This window comes from Sphingopyxis sp. BE259, from assembly GCF_031457495.1.
Classification (GTDB): Bacteria; Pseudomonadota; Alphaproteobacteria; order Sphingomonadales; family Sphingomonadaceae; genus Sphingopyxis.
On the sequence record NZ_JAVDWM010000001.1, the window covers coordinates 1,240,120 to 1,259,093 of the forward strand.

An 18,974-nucleotide genomic window follows, 5' to 3' on the forward strand; every position below is an offset into this window, starting at 1 on the left:
AATCCAGTTTTTATCCAAAGGCCGATCCAGCATGACATTTTCTTTCCGCCCCATGATTCTCACGGCGATGGCGTTCGGTCTTACGGCGGCGGCCGTCGCGCAAGAGGCGCCGTCGGCGCCGAATCCGATGCCTGACACCGCCCAGCCTGCGCCGCCGATGGAAGCGCCCGCGCCGCCGGTCGAAACCCCGCCCGCCGATGCGCCCGCGGCGACCGAGGCCGCTCCCGCCACCGTCGCTGCGCCCGTCGTCGCCCCCGCGATGACCCCCGACCAATATATCAACAACCCCGAATATATGCTCAACATCGACCTTTCGACGGGGGGCCGGGTGGTGATCCAGCTCTATCCGAACGTTGCGCCCGGCCATGTCGAGCGACTGAAGCAATTGGCCCGCGCCGGCTTTTACGACGGGATCAAGTTCCACCGCGTGATCGATGGCTTCATGGCCCAGACCGGCGACCCGACCGCGACCGGGCAGGGCGGCTCGCAGCTTCCCGACCTCAAGGCCGAATTCAATGTAACCCCGCACCTGCGCGGCACCTTGTCGATGGCGCGCGCCGAAAATGAAGACAGCGCCAACAGCCAGTTCTTCATCATGCTCCAGCCGCGTTTTTCGCTCGATCGCCGCTACACCGCCTTCGGCCGCGTCGTGTCGGGGATGCAATATGTCGATGCGATCCAAAAGGGCGAGCCGCCCGTGGTGATGTCGCGCATGGTCCAGGTATCGGTGGCCGCCGACAACAAGCCGATCCCGCCGGCATCGCTGCTGACCGAGGCGGCGCCCGCTCCGGCCGCGGCGGCCGACGTGACGGTCGATCAGCTCAACGCGCCGATCGGCCAGTAAGCGCAGCGACGCGCCCGACAATCATGCGCGTCGACGCCTTCGATTTTGACCTGCCGAACGAACGCATCGCGCTGCGCCCAGCGCGGCCGCGCGACGCGGCGCGGATGCTGGTGGTCGACGGCGACCGGATCGTCGATGCGGGGGTCGGCGACTTGCCCGCGTGGCTGCGCCCCGGCGACTGTCTGGTGTTCAACGATACGCGCGTAATCCCGGCACAGCTGGAGGGACGCCGCGGCGTTCGACAAGATGACGTGCAGAGCGCGTCGGGGGCGAAAATCGGCGCGACGCTCCACAAGCGGATCGACCTGCGCCGCTGGCAGGCCTTCGTCCGCAACGCCAAACGGCTGCGGGTCGGCGAGACGGTCGATTTCGGCGCGGGCGTTTCGGCGCTGGCCGAGGAGCGATTGCCCGACGGCAGCTTCATCCTGGCGTTCGCGGGCGATGAGCCGGTGGAAGTCCTGCTCGACCGCGCGGGGACGATGCCGCTGCCGCCCTATATCGCGGGCAAGCGCCCCACCGACGATGACGACCGGTCCGATTACCAGACGATGTTCGCGACAAAGGATGGCGCGGTCGCGGCGCCGACCGCGGCGCTCCACTTCACGCCCGCGCTGCTCGAAACGCTGGCGGCCGCGGGAATCGCGACCGAGACGCTGACGCTGCACGTCGGCGCGGGCACCTTCCTGCCGGTGAAGGCCGACGACACCGAAGATCATGTCATGCACGCCGAATGGGGGCGGATCGAGGCCGACACCGCGGCGCGGCTCAACGCCGTGCGCGCCGCGGGCGGCCGCGTCATCGCGGTCGGCACCACCAGCCTGCGGTTGCTGGAAAGCGCGGCGCAGGACGACGGCACGATCGCCGCTTTCGCGGGCGACACGGCGATCTTCATCACCCCCGGCTATCGGTTCAAGGCGATCGACGGGCTGATGACCAACTTCCACCTGCCGCGCTCGACCCTGTTCATGCTGGTCAGTGCACTGATGGGGCTGGAGGTCATGCAGCGCGCCTATGGCCACGCGATCGCCGCCGACTACCGGTTCTACAGCTATGGCGACGCCAGCCTGTTGCTGCCTGGGACCGCCGGTTAGCCGCCGCTCTGCCGAGGGCTTGTGCCCGACTAAATCTCGATGATGATCTTGACATTGTCGATGCCGACATCGGCGGCCTCGGCAAGCTGCGCCTTGGCACGGGCGACGACGTCGCTCAGGCTTTCGGGTTCGCCGATCCCCAGCAATTCCGCCAGCTCGACCCCCAACAGCGCCGCCAGCACTTTTGTCCGACCCATTTTGGGCCGCGCCTTGTCCTGCTCCCAGGCCGAGATCGATTGCTCGCTGACGCCAAGTTCGGCGGCGATCTGCACCTGCGTCAGCCGCTTCGCGGTGCGCAGCCGGTGCAGGCGGACGCCAAAAGTTTCGCTGACGGCGCCCTTGTTGCTGGCATCCTCGCCGCCGTCGGTGCCGACCACGGCGCGCAATTGGGCGGCGCTGAGCGTGGCCGCCGAGATCGGCGCATCGAACTGGCAGCCGTAGAGGGGGCCGCTGGCCCAGATCACCCGGGCGCTGGTCGCGCCGGCGTGCGGCAGATCGATTTGGATCGCGTCGCCGGGTGCCAGCGTCGCCGCACCTTCCAGCAGCAATCCCGTTGCCGAAATATTGTGCACCAGCACTTCGACATCGACGCCGCGCGCCTTGGCACCCTGCAGTCGCAGTCGCAGACGCAGCTGTCGTCGTGCGCTGCGGCTCTTGACCCCGGAAGGGGCAGCCTTGTCGATGAACACAGAAATGGCCATGGCGCCCATTAGTCGGCCCGGTTCAGTTAAGGGAGCGTTACCGGAGCGATAATGCGACCATGCGTTCCGTCGCGGCGACGACCGTCCAGACCGATCAGCCGAGGACGCCGCCGGAAGCAGCTTTGTGCCGCGCCGCGCCAACGGCGCTGATTAGCTATCGACTAAATTAAAAGTTAAGTTGCGTTGCGGCCGGCGTTCAGTGCCGCCAGTGGCGGGCATCGGCGCGAATCTTGTCGCAGATCCCTCGATAAACCCAGAAGATTCAGCGATTTCGCATTTAAGTCACAATTTTAACGTCTTGCTGGCCGCTGTATCAAAGGGGAACATAGTCCGATCGCGGCCCCGAAACGGGCCGAGCCGAGCGGTATCGGCATTGCCAATGTAAATAAATTGTTTATTTTCTCAAACAGATTTGAACGATTCTTCGACCACGGGGGTGGCGAGAACAAGATTAGCCCGCGGTGCGACGCCTTGAGAACATCAGGCATCCTGCCCGGCATTGGGGGTTTTTTGGCCTATCGTCTTCGCTGCAAGGTGGCGCGATTCAGCGCGGCTACAGCCTTTATGCTGTTGTCGACGCTCGCGACCGCAGGACATGCAAAGGACCGCGCGCCGGCTTTCGACGGGGCGTCGGTCAATGTGGTTCTGGCCGGCCACATCACGGCGAAATGCTCGGTGGGCGGCGGTACGACGATCAGCCTAGGCGAACTGGCGGCCGATAAGCAGGCCACGGCGCGCTTCGACGTCGGGTGCAATGTCCCGTTTGAAATGGTCTTTCGGTCGGCGTCGGGCGGCATCGCCCATGCCACCCAGCCGCAGGGTGAGGGGCCATATGTCGGCCTGGTGCCGTATCGGCTGGGGGTCACGGTTCCGGCGCTGTCGCCGTCACCGACGCAGCTCCACGCCGATTTCACCAGCAATCAGATGATCGCAGGCGCCGCGCTCAACAGCGGCGACGCGATTGCGGCGGGCGGCGGCGAAATCCGTCTGCAAACAGAAATGGTGCAGGGCCGCGATCTGCTCGCGGGCCAATATGTGGATTCGATCACGATCGTGATCAATCCGCGCGTCTAGAAATGCTGGCCGATCAAGCCAGTTGGGTCGTTAGTTTAAGTGAAGTGCATGTAAGTTAATATGAAAGGGAGTTTTAACATGAAGGTTTCTCTGTTTATCACTGCGGCTGTTGCCGCTCTCGCCAGCACCACGGCGATGGCACAGGCCACCCCGGCGGCGAACGCAACGTTCGTCAACGGCGCGAATCCCGGCAACGTCGGCACCGCCGCCGCTTCGGAAACCGCTGATTTCACGATCACCGGCACCGTCAGCCAGGCTTGTGTTCTGGGCGCCGGCGGCGACCTGAACGACGTCAACTTCGGCACCATCGGCATCTATGCCGACGCAACCAGCACCGTTGAAAACGTCTTCACCTCGGTCGGCCCGGCCAACGGCCACACCCGCACCAACCTCGCGGGCTGCAACACCTCGAACACCATGACCATCCGCAAGACCAACGGTGTTGACGGTCTGCGCAACACCGCCAACGTCGGCGGTTACGACAGCAACGTGTTCCAGGCGAACATCCCGTACTCGATCGCTGCCCAGTACACTGCTGGCGCTGTCGGCACGCTCGTTCCGCAGGCTTCGATCAGCCAGTTCTCGGTCAGCACGACCGAAGATCAGGACTCGAAGTCGAACGCAGCCTGGAAGTCGGGCGCTGCGTTCCGCATCGACATCTCGGATCCGACGAAGGCGCTGATTGCCGGCACCTATTCGGACACCGTGACGGTTGAGCTGGCTGCCCTCTAAGGCACCAGGACGTTAGATGTCGTGGGGGACAGCAATGTCCCCCCCGACATTTTTTATGGGGGACGGGGCAAGGGCGACTGTGGTCGCACCGATGATGTCCCCGTGCGAGGGGCGGATGATCAAATTGCGGCTTGCGGGCTTGTTCACGAAACTGCGCCTCGGCGCGGTCCTGCTGTTTCTGGGCATCATCGCCTCGACCTCGGCGCTTGCGATGCGGGTGTCGCCAATGGTTTCCGAACTGTCGACTACCGGCGGCGGTGCCGTGGCGCGGATCGAAGTCGGCAACGTCGGCTCGGTCTCGATGCCCTTCGAAACCAAGATCACGCGCATCGATTTCGACGAATCGGGCAAGCTGATCGAAACCCCTGCCGACGACGACTTCATCACCTTTCCGCCGCAAGGCCTGGTCCCCGTGTCGGGCCGCCAGGTTGTTCGCGTGCAATGGATCGGTCGCCCCGACATCCCGACCTCGCAGGCCTATTATCTGTGGGTTCGCCAATTGCCGGTCGAAACCAATCCGCAAAAGATTCAGGGCACCGACGCATCGGTGTCGATCGACATTCTCTACACCATGAAGGCGTTGATCGTGGTCGCGCCGCCGGGGGCCAAGCCCGACGTCGAAGTGGTGTCGCTGGCGCCGGAAATGGTGCTGCCACCGGTGCCCGAAATCGACCCCGCGTTGAAAGCCGCCGAACCCGCCGATGCCAAGCCCCCCGAACCGCAGCCCGGCCTGAAGGTCGTGGTCGCCAACAAGGGCACGCGCTATGCCCTGATGAGCGGCGCCAAATGGGTCGTCACCGCGACCACCGCCGACGGCAAGCCCTTTGAACGTACCTATGGCAACGAAGAAGTGTCGCAGCTCGTCGGGGTCGGCTACCTCGCTCCGGCTGGCGGCAAGCGGACATTCACGATCCCGACCGGGGTCGCGCTCGATCCCGCGAAACCGATGACGATGCGGTTCATTCGGTGAGGTTGTGGGTCCGTGGTGCCGGGAGTGCCATCGCGATCAGTGTCGGACTGCTCAGCGGTCAGAACGCCGCCGCTTCCGAAGTCGTCGAGACCGCGCTGCCTGCCGCGAATTTTGTGCAGAGCGCCATCCCGGATTCGCCCGAAGCCTTGGCACGGCGTCCCGACATCAATCCGTATAACCGTGATATCGAAATCACCGCGCCGCTCCAGTTCAACCGCCGCGTGCTGGGCGAACTGCCGGTCCTGCTGACCAGCGACGATCGTTTCGTCGTCGGCACCGAGGGGTTTCTGGCGCTGATCGGGCCGTTGCTGACCCCTGAGGCGCAGGCCGAACTGCGCGCGCTGCTGGGCGACAAGGAACGGTTCCTGCCTGACGATGTCTCGACATCCGGCATCCGGCTCGAATATGATCCCGAGCAACTCGCGGTGCTGGTGCTGAAGATTGCGCCCGAAAAACGCTCGGTCGAAATCCTGTACCAGAACCGCCAGGCCGAAGAGCCGGGCGACCCGCCGCTGCCGTTCAGCGCCTTTTTGAACCTCAGCACGACCGTGTCGCGCATTTCGCAGACCGGCAATATCGAAAAGCCCGAGCTGTTCCTGAACGGCGCCGTGCGTTACAACAATCTGGTGCTCGAAGCCGACGCGCAGGCGCGGCGCGATTTCTTCACCGACAAATATAAATTCGAACGCCGCTATGCGCGGCTGGTCTATGACCAGCCCGAACAGGCGCGGCGGTGGTTCCTCGGCGACCTCGATCCCGAAACGCGCGGACGCCAGGGTTTCATCAACATGGGTGGGATCGGGGTGGTGCGCCAGCGCCAGCGCTTCGATTCGTTCCGCAACAATGTTCTGGCGGGCGGTCGGCGGCTGGTGCTGCAGGAACAATCGGTCGTACGCGTGCTCCGCAACGGCATCTATCAGCGCGAATTCACCCTCGATCCCGGCCAATATGATATTTCCAACCTGCCGCTCGATACCGGCAGCAACAATGTCCAGATCGAGGTGCAGGGTCAGTCGGGCGCGCGCGAAACCTTTGATTATCAGGCGTATCTTGACACCATCGACCTTGAACCCGGCGACTATGAATATGGCGCCTATGTCGGCATTCTTGACGATGGCGGATTCGGCAACCCCGACTATTCCAGCAAGACGCCGGTATTCACCGGCTTCTGGCGCAAGGCGTTTTTGAACCGGCCCGCGATCGGCATCGGCGCCCAGCTGTCGGAAGATGTCCAGAACATCACCGGCCAGACGCAGTTCCTGCTGGCGAACAGCGGCCGGATCCGTCTCGACGTCGGCGGCAGCCACAGCAAAGAGGGTACCGGCTATGCCGCGACGGTCGGTTATGACCAGATCATCGGCGGCGCGACCGGCTATGACACGCTGACCGTCATCGTCGATTACACCTCGCGCCGTTATGGCACGGTGGGCGGGATCGAGGGGGTCAATCCGATCTCGTTCAACCTCAGCGCCGCATATACCAAGCGTTTCTCGCAAAAATTGTTCGCGACGACGAACGTGTCGTATCGCAAGAGCCGCAGCCCGCTGTTCAACGATGCCTACAGCCTCAGCACCACCGCCAATTATCGCTTCAATCGCGAATGGACGGCACAGTTCGGTGCCGAATATGTGAAGTCGGGCTTTCCCGGCGGTTTCGGCCGCAACAACGGGTTTGGCGTGACGGTCGGCCTGGTCTGGCAGCCGCGCTATAACCGGCGTGCCGAGGCGCGCTACAATTCGCTCCGCAACAACGGCAGCGCGCGTTATCAGCAGACGGTCGACAATCGTGCCGGATCGTTCGGCTATTCGCTGGCGACCAATTACACCGACGGCGCGACCTCGGTTGGTGGGCAGGTCGATTATGTCGGCAACCGCTTCGACGCCAATCTGACCCATACTGTGTTCGGCGACAGTTTCGACAATATCGGCGACAGCCAGGTCACGACGTTGCGGGTCGGCAGTTCGATTGCCTATGCGGGCGGCAAGGTCGCGGTCGGCCGCACGATCAACGACAGCTTCGCGCTCGTCTATCCGCACAAGACGCTGAAGGATCGTCAGGTCATCGTCGGCGACGCGCTGGAGGGCGGCAATTATGTCAGCAAGAGCGGCGCACTCGGCCCCGCGGTGCAAAATTCGCTGACCGCCTTCATCAACCAGTCGGTGCGCTATGATGTGATCGACCCGCCGCGCGGCTATGACATCGGCGAAGGCGTCAAGCGCGTCCGGCCCGCCTACAAGAGCGGCTATGTGATCGAGGTCGGCAGCGCCGCATTCGTCAGCGCCATCGGCACGCTGAAAGGCCGCGACGGCCAGCCGTTGAAACTGGTGAGCGGCATCCTGCGCCGCACCGACGTCGCCGATGCAAAAGAAGAGCCGTTCTTTACCAATACGGCAGGCCGATTTGCTATCGCCAAGCTGGAGCCAGGCGCCGAATATAGCGTGCAGTTCCACTCGGGCGGCCATGGGGCATTTACGTTCCGGGTGCCCGAAGACAATGATGGCCTGTTGGAGCTCGGCGTGGTCGAGCTGGGGCGCAAGGAAGGTCCGTAAGATGACGATGACGCGCAAGTATCGAGCACGCTGGCCGCATCTTTGCGCCGCCGCCTGCAGCATTGCCGCCTTTGCGCCGTCGGCGGCGCACGCGGCGTGCAACCTGTCGGTCGAACCGGTCCAGGACCAGCTGGTGATCCGCCACAATCCGCTGGAGGCCGGCGCCGCTTACGGGACGGTCGAAGTCAATGTGGTGAACCGCGGCGACAGCGAATGTGTCGGGCGCCTGGGCGCGTCGCTGCGCGGAGAAACCTTTGGCTTTGCATCCGATGATGGCGCGCAGTCGATTCCGTACCAGCTGGTCGATGAAAAGGGCAGCAACGACATCACGCCGCGGGCCGGGCGCAACCTGCGCGGCATGGGCGGCCGGGCAATCCGCCTGATGCCCGGCGAACGCAGCATGGAGCTGCTGTCGATTGCGGCCGCGCCGGACAGCGCGACGTCGCAGGGTCGCTACACCCAGTCGCTCGACCTCAACGTGTCGGGCGACGATGGCATGTTGCTCGGCACCAAGCCGCTGACGCTGGGCATCGACATTCTGCCCGCGGCGCTGATCGGCCTGAAAGGCCAGCTGGCGCGGGCACGCGGCACCAATTCGGTCGATCTGGGCGAGTTGTCGCCGGGCGCCAAGGATCTGCCGATCACCCTCTATGTCATTTCGACCGGCGGCTATCGCGTCTCGATCGTGTCGGAAAATCAGGGCCGCTTAAAGCATGAAAGCGCGCAGTGGTTCGTCGATTACCGGCTGCGGCTGGGTCGCCATGACCTTGACCTGACGTCGCCCGACAGCTTTGAAATCGTGTCGCGGCGCGCGCGGTTCGACAATTATCCGGTGCGGATCGAAATCGGCGAAACCGCCGGCAAAAGGGCCGGCGGTTACATGGATACGGTGACCTTTACCGTCGCGGCGCTTTAGGGGCGATCGCAGGTCAGATCGGCTGGATCGTCAGCGACAGCGTCAGGGGCGCGTCGAGCGACACCTGATCGAACCGGTAGGCGATCTGCTGGATGCGCGGGCCATATTCACGGTGGACTTCGTCTGCGCCGAGCGCCGACAGATCGACCATATTGGTGCCATAGACCAGACGCGCGCTTTCGGTCGCCGCCAGCGGCCGATATTGCGCCGACACCATGTAACCCGAAGCATTGTTGCATCCTTCGGTCACCAGCCCCGGCGCATTGGCCAGCGCGTCAGCCTGGACGCTATGATCGACCCAGCACGCCATTGGTACGGTCGCGGTGACTTGAAAGGTTCCGGTCGCCTGCTGGCTCGCCAACGCGGGGGTGGACGCGAGCAGCACGGCCGTGCAGCTCAGCTTGATCATATTCTGTATCGCGGTCGACATTTCATCAGCCCCTACAAATCCGAGGGGCGTCTTAGCGGGGCAGTAGTTAATTCCCCGTTCGCCAAAGCTGGTTAACAATTTGCTGCCGCGGCGCGGGCCCGCGCGGTGATCGCGCCAGCACCATGGTTCCCGATTTATTTACGTTATCGCAAGGCATTGTGCGCATAGCGGTCACCATGTGGGGGCCAGCAAGAGTGTGATTTGATGGACGGACCATCGCGGATCGATGTGGGCGAACAAACGGTTTCAGGTGTTGATGAAAGCCAGCGCGGCTTTTTCGGCATGATCGGATCGCGTATCAGTAAACCGCGCGGCGACGTCGCGCCGAACCTGCATACCCGCGAAGCCCTCCTCCTCCTCCAGAATTACGAAGAAAGCGGCCAGGGCTGGTTCTGGTCGACCGACGCCAAAGGGCGCCTGACGTATATCACCGATTCGGTGGCGCGGCTGATGGGACGGACCAGCGGCGAATTGCTGGGGACGATCTTTACCGAGCTGTTCCTGCCCGTCGACAGCCATGGCGAGCGCCAGCGCACCTTGCCGTTCCTGCTCACCAAACAATCGAAATTCGACGAGTTGCCGCTCCGCAGCGCGTTCGAGGGCGATGACCGCTGGTGGGCGATTTCGGGGCGGCCGCAGTTCGACAGTGGCGGCAAGTTCACCGGCTATCGCGGCAGCGGCACCGACATCACGGCCCAGCGCCGATCCGCGGAGGATGCATCGCGGTTGGCGCTTTACGATTCGCTGACCGGGCTTGCCAACCGCTTCAACATCTCGAAAAAGCTCGACACCACGCTCGCCGCCTTTGCCACGCAACAGCGCGTCTGTGCGATCATGCTGCTCGACCTCGATCGGTTCAAACAGGTCAATGACACGCTGGGTCATCCGGCGGGCGATGCGCTGCTCAAACAGGTCGCCGAACGCCTGCTCAAGATTGTCGGCGACAAGGAAATGGTCAGTCGGCTCGGCGGCGATGAATTCCAGATCATTCTGCCCGACATCGACGACCGCGGCAAATTGGGCGACATGGCCGCCGACATTATCAACAGCCTGTCGCAGCCCTATTCGGTCGAGGGCAGCCGCTGTATCATCGGCGCCTCGGTCGGGGTGGCGATTTCACCGTTCGATGGGCTGAGCAGCGATGATCTGGTCCGGAACGCCGACCTGGCGCTCTACGCCGCCAAGGGCAACGGGCGCGGCCGATTCAGTTTCTATTCGAGCGACCTGCATCAGGCCGCCGAGGTGCGCCGCGCTCTCGAAGATGATCTGCGCGACGCTTTGGCGCGCGGCGAGATGGAGCTGAGCTATCAGCCGGTCGTCAACGCCAAGTCGAATATGGTGACCGGGGTCGAGGCGCTGGTCCGCTGGACGCACCGCGAGCGCGGGCTGATTTCACCGGCGGTCTTCATTCCGATCGCCGAGGAAGCCAATCTGATCTGGGCACTTGGTGAATGGGTGCTGCGCAAGGCGTGCGAGGATGCGATCAAATGGCCCGGCGACATGCGGGTCGCGGTCAACGTATCGCCGATCCAGTTTGCCAACGAAGACTTGCCCAAGATCATCGCCAGCGCGCTCGCGACGACCGGGCTGGCGCCCGACCGGCTCGAACTGGAAATCACTGAAAGCGTGTTCCTTGGCGACTCCGCGGAAACCGGCAAGATGTTCAACGCGCTGAAAGCATTGGGGGTGCGCCTCGCACTCGACGATTTCGGCACCGGCTATTCGTCGCTCAGCTATTTGCAGACCGCGCCGTTCGACAAGATCAAGATCGACCAGAGCTTTGTGCGCGACGCCACAGTGCCGGGGTCACGCAACGGCGCGATCATCGCCGCGATCGTCGCGCTCGCCGAAGCGCTAGAGATGGAAACGACCGCAGAGGGCATCGAATCGCTCGATCAGCTCGACCTCATCCGCAAGCTCAACGTCAGCCATGTTCAAGGCTATGTGTACAGCAAGCCGGTGCCGCATGATGAGCTGCTCGAACATGCCGAGGCGGGATCGTGGATGATCAAGCCGGCGGGGCCGGCGCGTCAGCGCAACGACCGTTTCTCGCTGTTCCGCACGGTTGGGGCGATCCATGACAACCACCGCTATAACGTGGTGATTCGTAACCTGTCGTCGACCGGCGCCTTTATCGAGGGCATTTTGAATGTCCCGCTCGGCACCCAGTTTGTCATCGATTTCGGCGAAGGGCAGCTCGTCACTGCCACCGTCCGCCGGTCGATGAAGCACCAACAGGGGGTCGAATTCGAACAAACGATGGTCAGCGACGGCAATGGCGGGCTGTGTACGCGGCACCGCGTGTCGCCCTATCTGATCGCCGCCGCGACGCAATCGACCGCCGCGATGGCGCTGCCGATGTTTACGACCACGAGCGACTGGAAAGCCGCCTGATCGCAGGCGTGGAACCGTCCGCGCCATCGCCCGTTTTGCTCCGAAACAGGAGAAGACCATGGCTGAAACCAAAATCTTTGCGCGACTGAAGGCCGATCACGACCGCCACCGCAAATTGCTCGACCAGATCGACGAAACCAAGGGCGACAGCCCCGAGCGCGAAAAGCTGTTTGAGGCGTTTCGCGTCGAGGTGACCGCGCACGCCGCGTCCGAAGAGATGTCGCTCTATGCGACGATGCTCGGCAAACCCGACCTCCGCGAAGACGCCCAGCACAGCGTGTCGGAACACAAGGAAATCGACGACCTGCTGACCGAGCTTTACGAGATGGACTTCGCCTCGACCGGCTGGCTGACCCGCTTTCGCACGATGAAGCACCGCTACCTCCACCATATCGAGGAAGAAGAAGACGAAATGTTCCCCGAAGCCGAAGAGGGCCTGTCGGAAGCGAAAAAGAAGGAACTGGTCGCCATCTTTGAAAAGGAAAAGCCGAAGGAAAAGGCGAAGGCGGCCGCCGACGAGCCGTCGAGCGAGGACGAGAAGGAATAATTGGGTTCGAGCGGAAGCGGATTTAAACGATCCTCCCCGTCGCTACGCGACAGGGAAGATCGCCCATAGCTCGACTTTTGCTCACCCCGCCGCCATAGGCGCGCCCGATGACCGACAGATTCACCTTTTCGATCGCCGCGACCGACGGCGCCGCGCGCACCGGCACGATTACGATGAAGCGCGGCGAAATCCGCACGCCTGCCTTCATGCCCGTGGGCACCGCGGCGACGGTGAAGGCGATGCGCCCGGCTGAGGTGCGCGCCACCGGCGCCGACATCATCCTCGGCAACACCTATCATCTGATGCTGCGCCCGACCGCCGAACGCATGGCGCGGCTGGGCGGGCTGCACAAATTCATGGGCTGGGACCGCCCGATCCTGACCGACAGCGGTGGCTACCAGGTGATGAGCCTGTCAGCGCTGACCAAGCAGAGCGAAGAGGGGGTCGCGTTCAAGAGCCACCTCGACGGTTCTAAGCATATGCTCACCCCCGAACGCTCGATGGAAATTCAGCGCCTGCTCGGTAGCGACATCGTGATGGCGTTTGACGAATGTCCGCCGAACGGGGTCGATGCGAAACGCGCCGAGGCGAGCATGCAGCGATCGATGCGCTGGGCGGCGCGCAGCCGTGCCGGGTTCGATGTCGGCGGCGATCATGCGACGCGGTCAGCACTGTTCGGTATCCAGCAGGGATCGCTCGACGAAAAATTGCGGGCGCGATCGGCGGCGGCGCTGACCGACATCGGTTTCGATGGTTACGCGATCGGCGGCCTCGCGGTGGGCGAGGGGCAGGCGGCGATGTTCGGCGTGCTCGACTATGCCCCCGCGCAATTGCCCGCCGACAAGCCGCGCTATCTGATGGGGGTCGGCAAGCCCGACGATCTGGTTGGCGCGGTCGCGCGGGGGGTTGATATGTTCGATTGCGTGCTGCCGACGCGGTCGGGCCGCAACGGGCAAGCCTTTACCTGGGATGGGCCGATCAACATTCGCAACGCCAAATTTTCCGAGGATCAGGCGCCGCTCGATGCGTCATGCGCCTGTCCGGTGTGCACGACCTGGTCGCGCGCCTATTTGCACCATCTGGTCCGGTCGGGCGAGATGCTGGGCGCGATGCTGATGACGCAGCATAATCTGCATTTCTATCAGGCCCTGATGCAGGCGATGCGCGATGCCATCGCGGCCGGGAAATTCGCCGCGTTTCAGAGTGATTTCGACGCGCGTTACCGGCGCTGACGTCAGTCCAACTTGCTGAGCAGATCCAGCAATGATTGGGGAATCGTCTCATCGACGGTCGATTCATACGCCCGGCGCAAGGCACCATTGACGTCCTGCGCCTTGGCGGCAGGTTTTTTGTCCGTGTCCTTCCGGGACGTCTCGCCACGTGACGAACCGGTTTCAGACGGCATTATTCGAGCATTCGCTTAACATGGGCCCTGTTGCTAACCGCGCATTTATCAAACCGCAATGGCGCGTTTGTTCTTCCCCATGAAACTAATTTGCGGCTAAATCGTTCCCTTAGGGTGAAATTATGTCGGTCGGCGCCGCTTCAGGCTGCGTTTGCTGGTTTTTCGGCGGGTTAAGACCCGCATCAGGAGGGAATTTTATGTCATTGGGTCAGGCGATCGCCCCGCATTTGCCGTATCTGCGGCGCTACGGTCGGGCGATCTCGGGAAGCCAGCAGAATGGCGACGCGCTGGTTGCGTGTTTGCTCGAAACGCTGGTCGCCAATCCCGCGGCGGTAGATACCGGCAACGATCTTCGCATCCAGCTTTACCGCATGGTCCACGACAATTTCGGCCTGATGGCCGAAGCATCCGCGGCGGGTGACGAGGCCGATCTGACCGACATGGCGATCGCCGACGCGCGGTTGCGCCGGATTCCGTCGCTGGCGCGGCAAGCCTTGCTGCTGACCGCAGTCGAAGGGTTCAATGCCGAGGATACCGGCCGGATCATCGGCCGCGATCCCGACGCGGTAAAGACGCTGATCGCCGAGGCAACCGACGAAATCGATCGCCAGACCCGGGCGCGCATCCTGATTATCGAGGACGAGCCGATCATCGCGATGGACATCGAAATGATCGTCCGCGACCTCGGGCATGACGTCGTTGCGGTCGCCACCACCCACCGCGAGGCGGTCGCCGAAGCGCAGAAGCATCAGCCGGGCCTCGTGCTTGCCGACATCCAGCTCGCCGACAACAGCTCGGGGATCGAGGCGGTGCAGGAAATCCTGACCGATCTGAAGGTGCCGGTCATCTTCATCACCGCCTTCCCCGAACGGTTGCTGACTGGCGATCGTCCCGAACCGGCGTTCCTGCTGACCAAACCCTATCAGCCGGCGACGTTGCGCGCCGCGATTTCGCAGGTGCTGTTCTTCGACGAAAGCACCGTTCCGGCCTGAGGGCTCGGCCCCTCCAGCCATCGTCATTGCGAGCGCAGCGAAGCAATCCAGAGCGGTTTACACAAGCTCTGGATTGCTTCGCTGCGCTCGCAATGACGAGGAGGGGTTGATACCATAAAGTTGGCGGGCGATAGCAGCGCGCAATGACGACGTCCGACGCTTCCCATCGCCAATCCGCGCTCGACCGCCTTATCGCCAACGCGCCGTTTTTGGCGCGGCTTGCCGAAATCAACCCGGATGATGTGACGCGCTTCCTGACCGACGGGACGGACGCGGCGCTGGCAGCGGTGACTGCGCCGACCGCGGATGACGACATCATGCGGACCATGCGCCAATGGCGCGGCCAAATCGCGCTGCTGCTCGCGCTCGGCGATCTGTCGGGCGAACATGACGTGGCGACGACGACGCGCTTGCTGTCCGAATTTGCCGACCAGGCCTGTGACACAGCGCTTGCCGCCGCCTTTGCCGAACGCGTGCCGGATGAGGAACCGCGCGGCCTGTCGGTCATTGCATTGGGGAAGCTCGGCAGTCACGAACTCAACTATTCGTCCGACATCGACCCGATCCTGATTTTCGATCCCGACACGCTGCCGCGGCGCCAACGCGACGATCCCACCGAAGCCGCGGTGCGGATCGCGCGGCGGATGGTCGAAATCCTGTCGGCGCGCACTGGCGATGGTCACGTCCTGCGGGTCGACTTGCGGCTGCGCCCGCACCCCGAGGTCACCCCGATCGTGCTGCCGGTGGACGCGGCCATCTCCTATTATGAATCCGAGGCGCTGGCGTGGGAGCAGGCGGCGTTCATCCGCAGCCGCGCGTCGGCCGGCGACCGGGCGCTGGGCGGGCAATTCCTGTCGGCAATTCAGCCATTCATTTGGCGCCGCAGCCTCGATTTCCGCCAGCTCAAAGAAATCGGCGCGATGAGCGACCGCATCCGCGACCATTTCGCGCAGGGGCAGGCGTTCGGACCCGGATTTGATCTGAAACGCGGGCGCGGCGGGATTCGCGAGATCGAGTTTTTTGCGCAGGTCCACCAGCTGATCTATGGTGGCCGCGACCCGTCGCTGCGTGTGCCCGCAACGGTCGATGCGCTCGCCGCTCTCGCCGCGGCGGGGCGGATCGAGGCGGAGGTCGCGACGCGGCTGTCGGGCCATTATGCCATGCTGCGCCGGATCGAACACCGGTTGCAGATGGTCGAGGATCAGCAGACGCATTGCCTGCCAACCCAGCCGACGGCACTCGATGGCGTGGCGCGCCTTGACGGCGCGGCCGATGGTGCGGCGCTGCTGGCGATGCTCGAACCGGTCAGCGCCGACGTCGGCGCCTGCTATGACCGGCTGGTCGCCGAACGCGCAGTCACCACCGGGCTGCCGCGCGACGACGATGGGCTTGCAGCGGCGTTGCTGGCCGCGGGGTTCGACCCTCCAGACGCGGCGCTGCGCACGATCGCCGAGTGGCGCGGCGGCAAATTGCGCGCGCTGCGCAGCCCGGCGGCGCTCGACGCGCTCGAAACGGTGCTGCCCGAACTGATCAAGGCGCTGGGCGCGGCACCCGATCCGCGAGCGACGCTGACCCGGTTCGACACGCTGGTCGCGGGGCTGCCCAGCGCGATCAACTTCTTTCACCTGCTCGCCGCGCAACCCGCGCTGGCACGCATCGCGACGCGCATTTTGGCCCTCGCCCCGACGCTTGCCGACGCGCTCGGCGCGCGGGCGCAGCTGATCGAGGGGCTGATCGACAGTCGCGCTTTTGACGCGCCAGCCGACACGGTGACGTTGCTGGCCGAATGGGAACCGGGGCTGGCGGCGCTCGATTATGAACGTCTGCTCGACCGGGTGCGCGATCTGGTCGGCGAGCGGCGCTTTGCCTATGGGGTGCAGCTCGTCGCCGGAGCGACCGATCCCTTGACGATCGCTTGCGGCTATTCCGACCTTGCCGAGGCGGCGCTCGGCGTGCTTGCCGACGCGACGGTGGCCGAATTTGTTGCGGCGCACGGGCGGATCGCCGACAGCGAACTGGTCGTGCTGGCGCTCGGGCGGTTCGGGGGCAGGGCGCTGACCCACGCGTCGGACCTTGACCTCATCTACCTGTTCACCGGCGATCACCTCGCCGAATCCGACGGGCCGCGGCCCCTCGGCGCGACAACCTATTACAACCGCCTCGCGCAGCGGGTTACCGCGGCGATGTCGGTGCCGACCGCGGCGGGCAAGCTCTATGACGTCGATACGCGGCTGCGGCCGCAGGGCGCGCAAGGCCCGCTGGTCGTCACCCTCGACAGTTTCGAACGCTATCAGCGCGAGGAAGCCTGGACGTGGGAGCATATGGCGCTGCTCCGCGCGCGGCCGGTCTATGGGTCGAACGCAGCCTGCGCCGATGTCAAGCGGATCATCGCCGAGCTGCTGGCCATCCCGCGCGATCCGGCCAAACTTGCGACGGATGCTGCCGAGATGCGGGGCAAAATTGCGGCGCACAAACCCGCGCAGGGCGCGCTCGACATCAAGGGCGGCCCCGGCGGCCTCGTCGATCTGGAGTTCGCGATGCAGGTGACCCAACTCGCCAGCGGGCAGTGCCATGACCCCAATATCGCCGCCGCGCTCGCCTGCCTGAAAGCGGCGGGGCTGGCGCCCGACGGGGTGTGCGAGGCGCACGGGTTGCTGGCGCGGATGCTGGTGATGCTGCGGCTGACGGCGCCCGAGGGTGAGCCGCCGACCGCGGCGGCGCGGCAGCTCGTTGCGAGCCAATGCGGCGAACCCGGCTGGCCGCAACTGCTTGCCGCGCATGATTCGGCGCGGCAGGAGATTGCCGATTGGTGGGTATCGATTCGCCCGGCGCAGGAGAGTGAAACATGAGCGGTATGAAACTGGGCGATGCCATCCCCGCGGTGACGCTGCTGGACGCCGATGGTGCGACGATCGATCTCGCCGCGATGACGGGGGCGCCGCTGGTGGTTTATTTCTACCCCAAGGCCGATACGCCGGGCTGCACCGTCGAAGCGCAGGATTTCACCCGCCTTGCCCCCGACTTCGCGCATCTCCATGCGCAGGTGCTTGCCGTGTCGCGCGATGCGCCCGCGAAGCTGTGCAAGTTCCGCGACAAATACGGCCTGACCGTGCGGCTGGCTTCCGACGAAGACGGTAAGGTGTGCGAAGCGTTCGGCACCTGGGTCGAAAAGCAGAATTACGGTAAGACCTATATGGGGATCGAACGTTCGACCTTCCTGTTCGGCGCCGATGGCAAGCTGGCCAAGGAATGGCGCAAGGTGCGCGTCAAGGGTCATGCCGAGGCGGTGCTGGAGGCGGCAAAGGCGCTTTAAGCGTTCAACAGCAGCTTCCGTTCGTCCTGAGGAGGGACTGAGCGCGGCGAAGGCCCGTCTCGAAGGACTAAGCGCGGCGCGAGCGTCCTTCGAGACGCCATTTCGACAAGCTCAATGGCTCTTCAGGACAAACGGAAAGAAATTTGGTCCCTGTATGAATAGTTTAGGAGAAGCCGCGCGCGCGGTCCTGCTGACGCCCGACCCGCACGACAAACGCCGCGCGGCGCGGAGTCTGGCGCGGGCGTGGCGACAGGGGCGTCTCGACCATCGTTGCAATACGCCGATGCCCGATCAGCCCGCGTGGCCCGCCCACCCCGAACTGCTCGAACCCAGCCGCATGCCGCGGCGCGGCAAGGGCGGTTCCGAACGCGGCCGAATCGCGCTGCTCCACGCGCTCGCGCATATCGAATTTGTTGCGATCGACCTGGCGGTTGATCTGATCGGCCGCTTTGGCGACGAATTTCCGCGCGCGTTTGTCGATGACTGGATCGGCGTCGCGGCCGACGAGGCGATGCATTTTGCGCTGCTCGACCGCCGCCTGCGGCAGCTTGGCAGCCATTATGGTGCACTGCCCGCCCACGCCGGATTGTGGGAGGCGGCGCAGGTCACCGCCGACGACGTATTGGCGCGGCTCGCGATCGTGCCGATGGTGCTGGAGGCGCGGGGACTCGACGTCACGCCGCCGACGATCGCGCGCTTTCGCGACGCGGGGGACGAGGCTTCGGCAAATATTTTGTCGCGCATTTACAACGACGAAATCCGCCATGTGCGCGCGGGCACGGTCTGGTTCGGTTGGAAGTGCGACGAACGGGGATTCAACGCCGCCCAAGCGTGGCACAGCCTCGTAAAAGCGCGATTTCGGGGTGCGCTCAAAGCGCCGTTCAACGACTCGGCGCGCCACGACGCCGGTCTGACGCAAGAATTCTATGGTGTTATTGCGTCTTAACCATTGGGATAGCACACAGGCTTCGCGGGGGATGAGCAATCATCCAAACCAACAAACACCGGCGCCAAAG

17 protein-coding genes are annotated in these 18,974 nt (G+C 64.1%); 14 read left to right on the top strand and 3 right to left on the bottom strand.

Going from position 1 to position 18,974, the window contains the following annotated elements; translation table 11 throughout:
- Window positions 1-31: 31 nt before the first annotated feature.
- Together J2X44_RS06060 and queA are read left to right on the top strand one after the other, a co-directional pair.
- Window positions 32-844, top strand: a complete 813-nt coding sequence (locus tag J2X44_RS06060; RefSeq protein WP_405053342.1) for a peptidylprolyl isomerase — start codon at window positions 32-34, stop codon at window positions 842-844.
- Window positions 845-867: 23 nt separating this feature from the next.
- Window positions 868-1,935, top strand: coding sequence for a tRNA preQ1(34) S-adenosylmethionine ribosyltransferase-isomerase QueA (gene queA, locus J2X44_RS06065; RefSeq protein WP_310088632.1), 1,068 nt, complete (start codon window positions 868-870; stop codon window positions 1,933-1,935).
- A 29-nt stretch (window positions 1,936-1,964) separates the two neighbouring features.
- On the opposite strand, the gene J2X44_RS06070 is transcribed toward queA, so the two are convergent.
- Window positions 1,965-2,636: a helix-turn-helix domain-containing protein gene (locus J2X44_RS06070; RefSeq protein WP_310088633.1), complete on the bottom strand. Its 672-nt coding sequence runs from the start codon at window positions 2,634-2,636 to the stop codon at window positions 1,965-1,967.
- 534 nt (window positions 2,637-3,170) lie between these two features.
- On the opposite strand from J2X44_RS06070, the gene J2X44_RS06075 reads away from it, so the two are divergent.
- The 5 genes from J2X44_RS06075 to J2X44_RS06095 all read left to right on the top strand — a co-directional run bounded on the left by J2X44_RS06075 (window position 3,171) and on the right by J2X44_RS06095 (window position 8,877).
- On the top strand, window positions 3,171-3,710 hold the full coding sequence (locus tag J2X44_RS06075) for a hypothetical protein (protein WP_310088634.1): 540 nt from the start codon (window positions 3,171-3,173) through the stop codon (window positions 3,708-3,710).
- A 78-nt stretch (window positions 3,711-3,788) separates the two neighbouring features.
- Entirely contained in the window at window positions 3,789-4,442 is a 654-nt protein-coding gene (locus J2X44_RS06080; RefSeq protein WP_310088635.1) for a hypothetical protein, read from the top strand.
- Window positions 4,443-4,581: 139 nt separating this feature from the next.
- Complete coding sequence (locus J2X44_RS06085; RefSeq protein ID WP_310088636.1) at window positions 4,582-5,412, top strand: molecular chaperone; 831 nt, start codon at window positions 4,582-4,584, stop codon at window positions 5,410-5,412.
- Window positions 5,409-7,961 (top strand): fimbria/pilus outer membrane usher protein, encoded by a 2,553-nt coding sequence (locus J2X44_RS06090; protein ID WP_310088637.1) that lies wholly within the window; start codon window positions 5,409-5,411, stop codon window positions 7,959-7,961. Before J2X44_RS06085 ends, J2X44_RS06090 begins: the two co-directional genes overlap by 4 nt.
- A gap of 1 nt (window position 7,962) precedes the next feature.
- Window positions 7,963-8,877 carry a hypothetical protein gene (locus tag J2X44_RS06095; protein WP_310088638.1) on the top strand — a complete coding sequence of 305 codons (915 nt, stop codon included), beginning with the start codon at window positions 7,963-7,965 and terminating at the stop codon, window positions 8,875-8,877.
- A 13-nt stretch (window positions 8,878-8,890) separates the two neighbouring features.
- Here the strand turns inward: J2X44_RS06095 and J2X44_RS06100 are convergent, their stop codons facing one another.
- The gene (locus J2X44_RS06100; RefSeq protein WP_310088639.1) at window positions 8,891-9,307 is read right to left on the bottom strand and encodes a hypothetical protein; all 417 of its coding nucleotides are present in this window, start codon (window positions 9,305-9,307) and stop codon (window positions 8,891-8,893) included.
- A gap of 204 nt (window positions 9,308-9,511) precedes the next feature.
- On the opposite strand from J2X44_RS06100, the gene J2X44_RS06105 reads away from it, so the two are divergent.
- The 3 genes from J2X44_RS06105 (at window position 9,512) to tgt (ending at window position 13,480) form a co-directional block, all read left to right on the top strand.
- Window positions 9,512-11,701 (top strand): EAL domain-containing protein, encoded by a 2,190-nt coding sequence (locus J2X44_RS06105; RefSeq protein ID WP_310088640.1) that lies wholly within the window; start codon window positions 9,512-9,514, stop codon window positions 11,699-11,701.
- Window positions 11,702-11,759: 58 nt separating this feature from the next.
- Window positions 11,760-12,248 carry a hemerythrin domain-containing protein gene (locus tag J2X44_RS06110; protein WP_310088641.1) on the top strand — a complete coding sequence of 163 codons (489 nt, stop codon included), beginning with the start codon at window positions 11,760-11,762 and terminating at the stop codon, window positions 12,246-12,248.
- A gap of 107 nt (window positions 12,249-12,355) precedes the next feature.
- Window positions 12,356-13,480 carry a tRNA guanosine(34) transglycosylase Tgt gene (gene tgt / locus J2X44_RS06115; RefSeq protein WP_310088642.1) on the top strand — a complete coding sequence of 375 codons (1,125 nt, stop codon included), beginning with the start codon at window positions 12,356-12,358 and terminating at the stop codon, window positions 13,478-13,480.
- Between the two features lie 2 nt (window positions 13,481-13,482).
- Here tgt and J2X44_RS06120 read toward each other — a convergent pair whose 3' ends face one another.
- Window positions 13,483-13,653: a NepR family anti-sigma factor gene (locus tag J2X44_RS06120; protein WP_310088643.1), complete on the bottom strand. Its 171-nt coding sequence runs from the start codon at window positions 13,651-13,653 to the stop codon at window positions 13,483-13,485.
- Window positions 13,654-13,850: 197 nt separating this feature from the next.
- Between J2X44_RS06120 and J2X44_RS06125 the strand changes: the two genes are divergently transcribed.
- From J2X44_RS06125 to J2X44_RS06140, 4 genes are all read left to right on the top strand, one after another.
- A complete protein-coding gene (locus tag J2X44_RS06125) occupies window positions 13,851-14,645 on the top strand; it encodes a response regulator (protein ID WP_310088644.1) in 795 nt (264 codons plus the stop codon).
- 143 nt (window positions 14,646-14,788) lie between these two features.
- A complete protein-coding gene (locus J2X44_RS06130; protein ID WP_310088645.1) occupies window positions 14,789-17,494 on the top strand; it encodes a bifunctional [glutamine synthetase] adenylyltransferase/[glutamine synthetase]-adenylyl-L-tyrosine phosphorylase in 2,706 nt (901 codons plus the stop codon).
- Between the two features lie 5 nt (window positions 17,495-17,499).
- Window positions 17,500-17,958: a peroxiredoxin gene (locus tag J2X44_RS06135; RefSeq protein WP_405053393.1), complete on the top strand. Its 459-nt coding sequence runs from the start codon at window positions 17,500-17,502 to the stop codon at window positions 17,956-17,958.
- Between the two features lie 154 nt (window positions 17,959-18,112).
- Window positions 18,113-18,904, top strand: coding sequence for a ferritin-like domain-containing protein (locus tag J2X44_RS06140; protein ID WP_310088647.1), 792 nt, complete (start codon window positions 18,113-18,115; stop codon window positions 18,902-18,904).
- The last annotated feature ends 70 nt before the right edge of the window (window positions 18,905-18,974 follow it).

Coding starts and splice junctions, on each gene's coding strand:
- J2X44_RS06060 (WP_405053342.1), top strand. CDS start 32: ATGACATTTTCTTTCCGCCCCATGATTCTCACGGCGATGGCGTTCGGT.
- queA (WP_310088632.1), top strand. CDS start 868: ATGCGCGTCGACGCCTTCGATTTTGACCTGCCGAACGAACGCATCGCG.
- J2X44_RS06070 (WP_310088633.1), bottom strand. CDS start 2,636: ATGGCCATTTCTGTGTTCATCGACAAGGCTGCCCCTTCCGGGGTCAAG.
- J2X44_RS06080 (WP_310088635.1), top strand. CDS start 3,789: ATGAAGGTTTCTCTGTTTATCACTGCGGCTGTTGCCGCTCTCGCCAGC.
- J2X44_RS06095 (WP_310088638.1), top strand. CDS start 7,963: ATGACGATGACGCGCAAGTATCGAGCACGCTGGCCGCATCTTTGCGCC.
- J2X44_RS06100 (WP_310088639.1), bottom strand. CDS start 9,307: ATGTCGACCGCGATACAGAATATGATCAAGCTGAGCTGCACGGCCGTG.
- J2X44_RS06105 (WP_310088640.1), top strand. CDS start 9,512: ATGGACGGACCATCGCGGATCGATGTGGGCGAACAAACGGTTTCAGGT.
- J2X44_RS06110 (WP_310088641.1), top strand. CDS start 11,760: ATGGCTGAAACCAAAATCTTTGCGCGACTGAAGGCCGATCACGACCGC.
- tgt (WP_310088642.1), top strand. CDS start 12,356: ATGACCGACAGATTCACCTTTTCGATCGCCGCGACCGACGGCGCCGCG.
- J2X44_RS06120 (WP_310088643.1), bottom strand. CDS start 13,653: ATGCCGTCTGAAACCGGTTCGTCACGTGGCGAGACGTCCCGGAAGGAC.
- J2X44_RS06125 (WP_310088644.1), top strand. CDS start 13,851: ATGTCATTGGGTCAGGCGATCGCCCCGCATTTGCCGTATCTGCGGCGC.
- J2X44_RS06130 (WP_310088645.1), top strand. CDS start 14,789: ATGACGACGTCCGACGCTTCCCATCGCCAATCCGCGCTCGACCGCCTT.
- J2X44_RS06135 (WP_405053393.1), top strand. CDS start 17,500: ATGAAACTGGGCGATGCCATCCCCGCGGTGACGCTGCTGGACGCCGAT.
- J2X44_RS06140 (WP_310088647.1), top strand. CDS start 18,113: ATGAATAGTTTAGGAGAAGCCGCGCGCGCGGTCCTGCTGACGCCCGAC.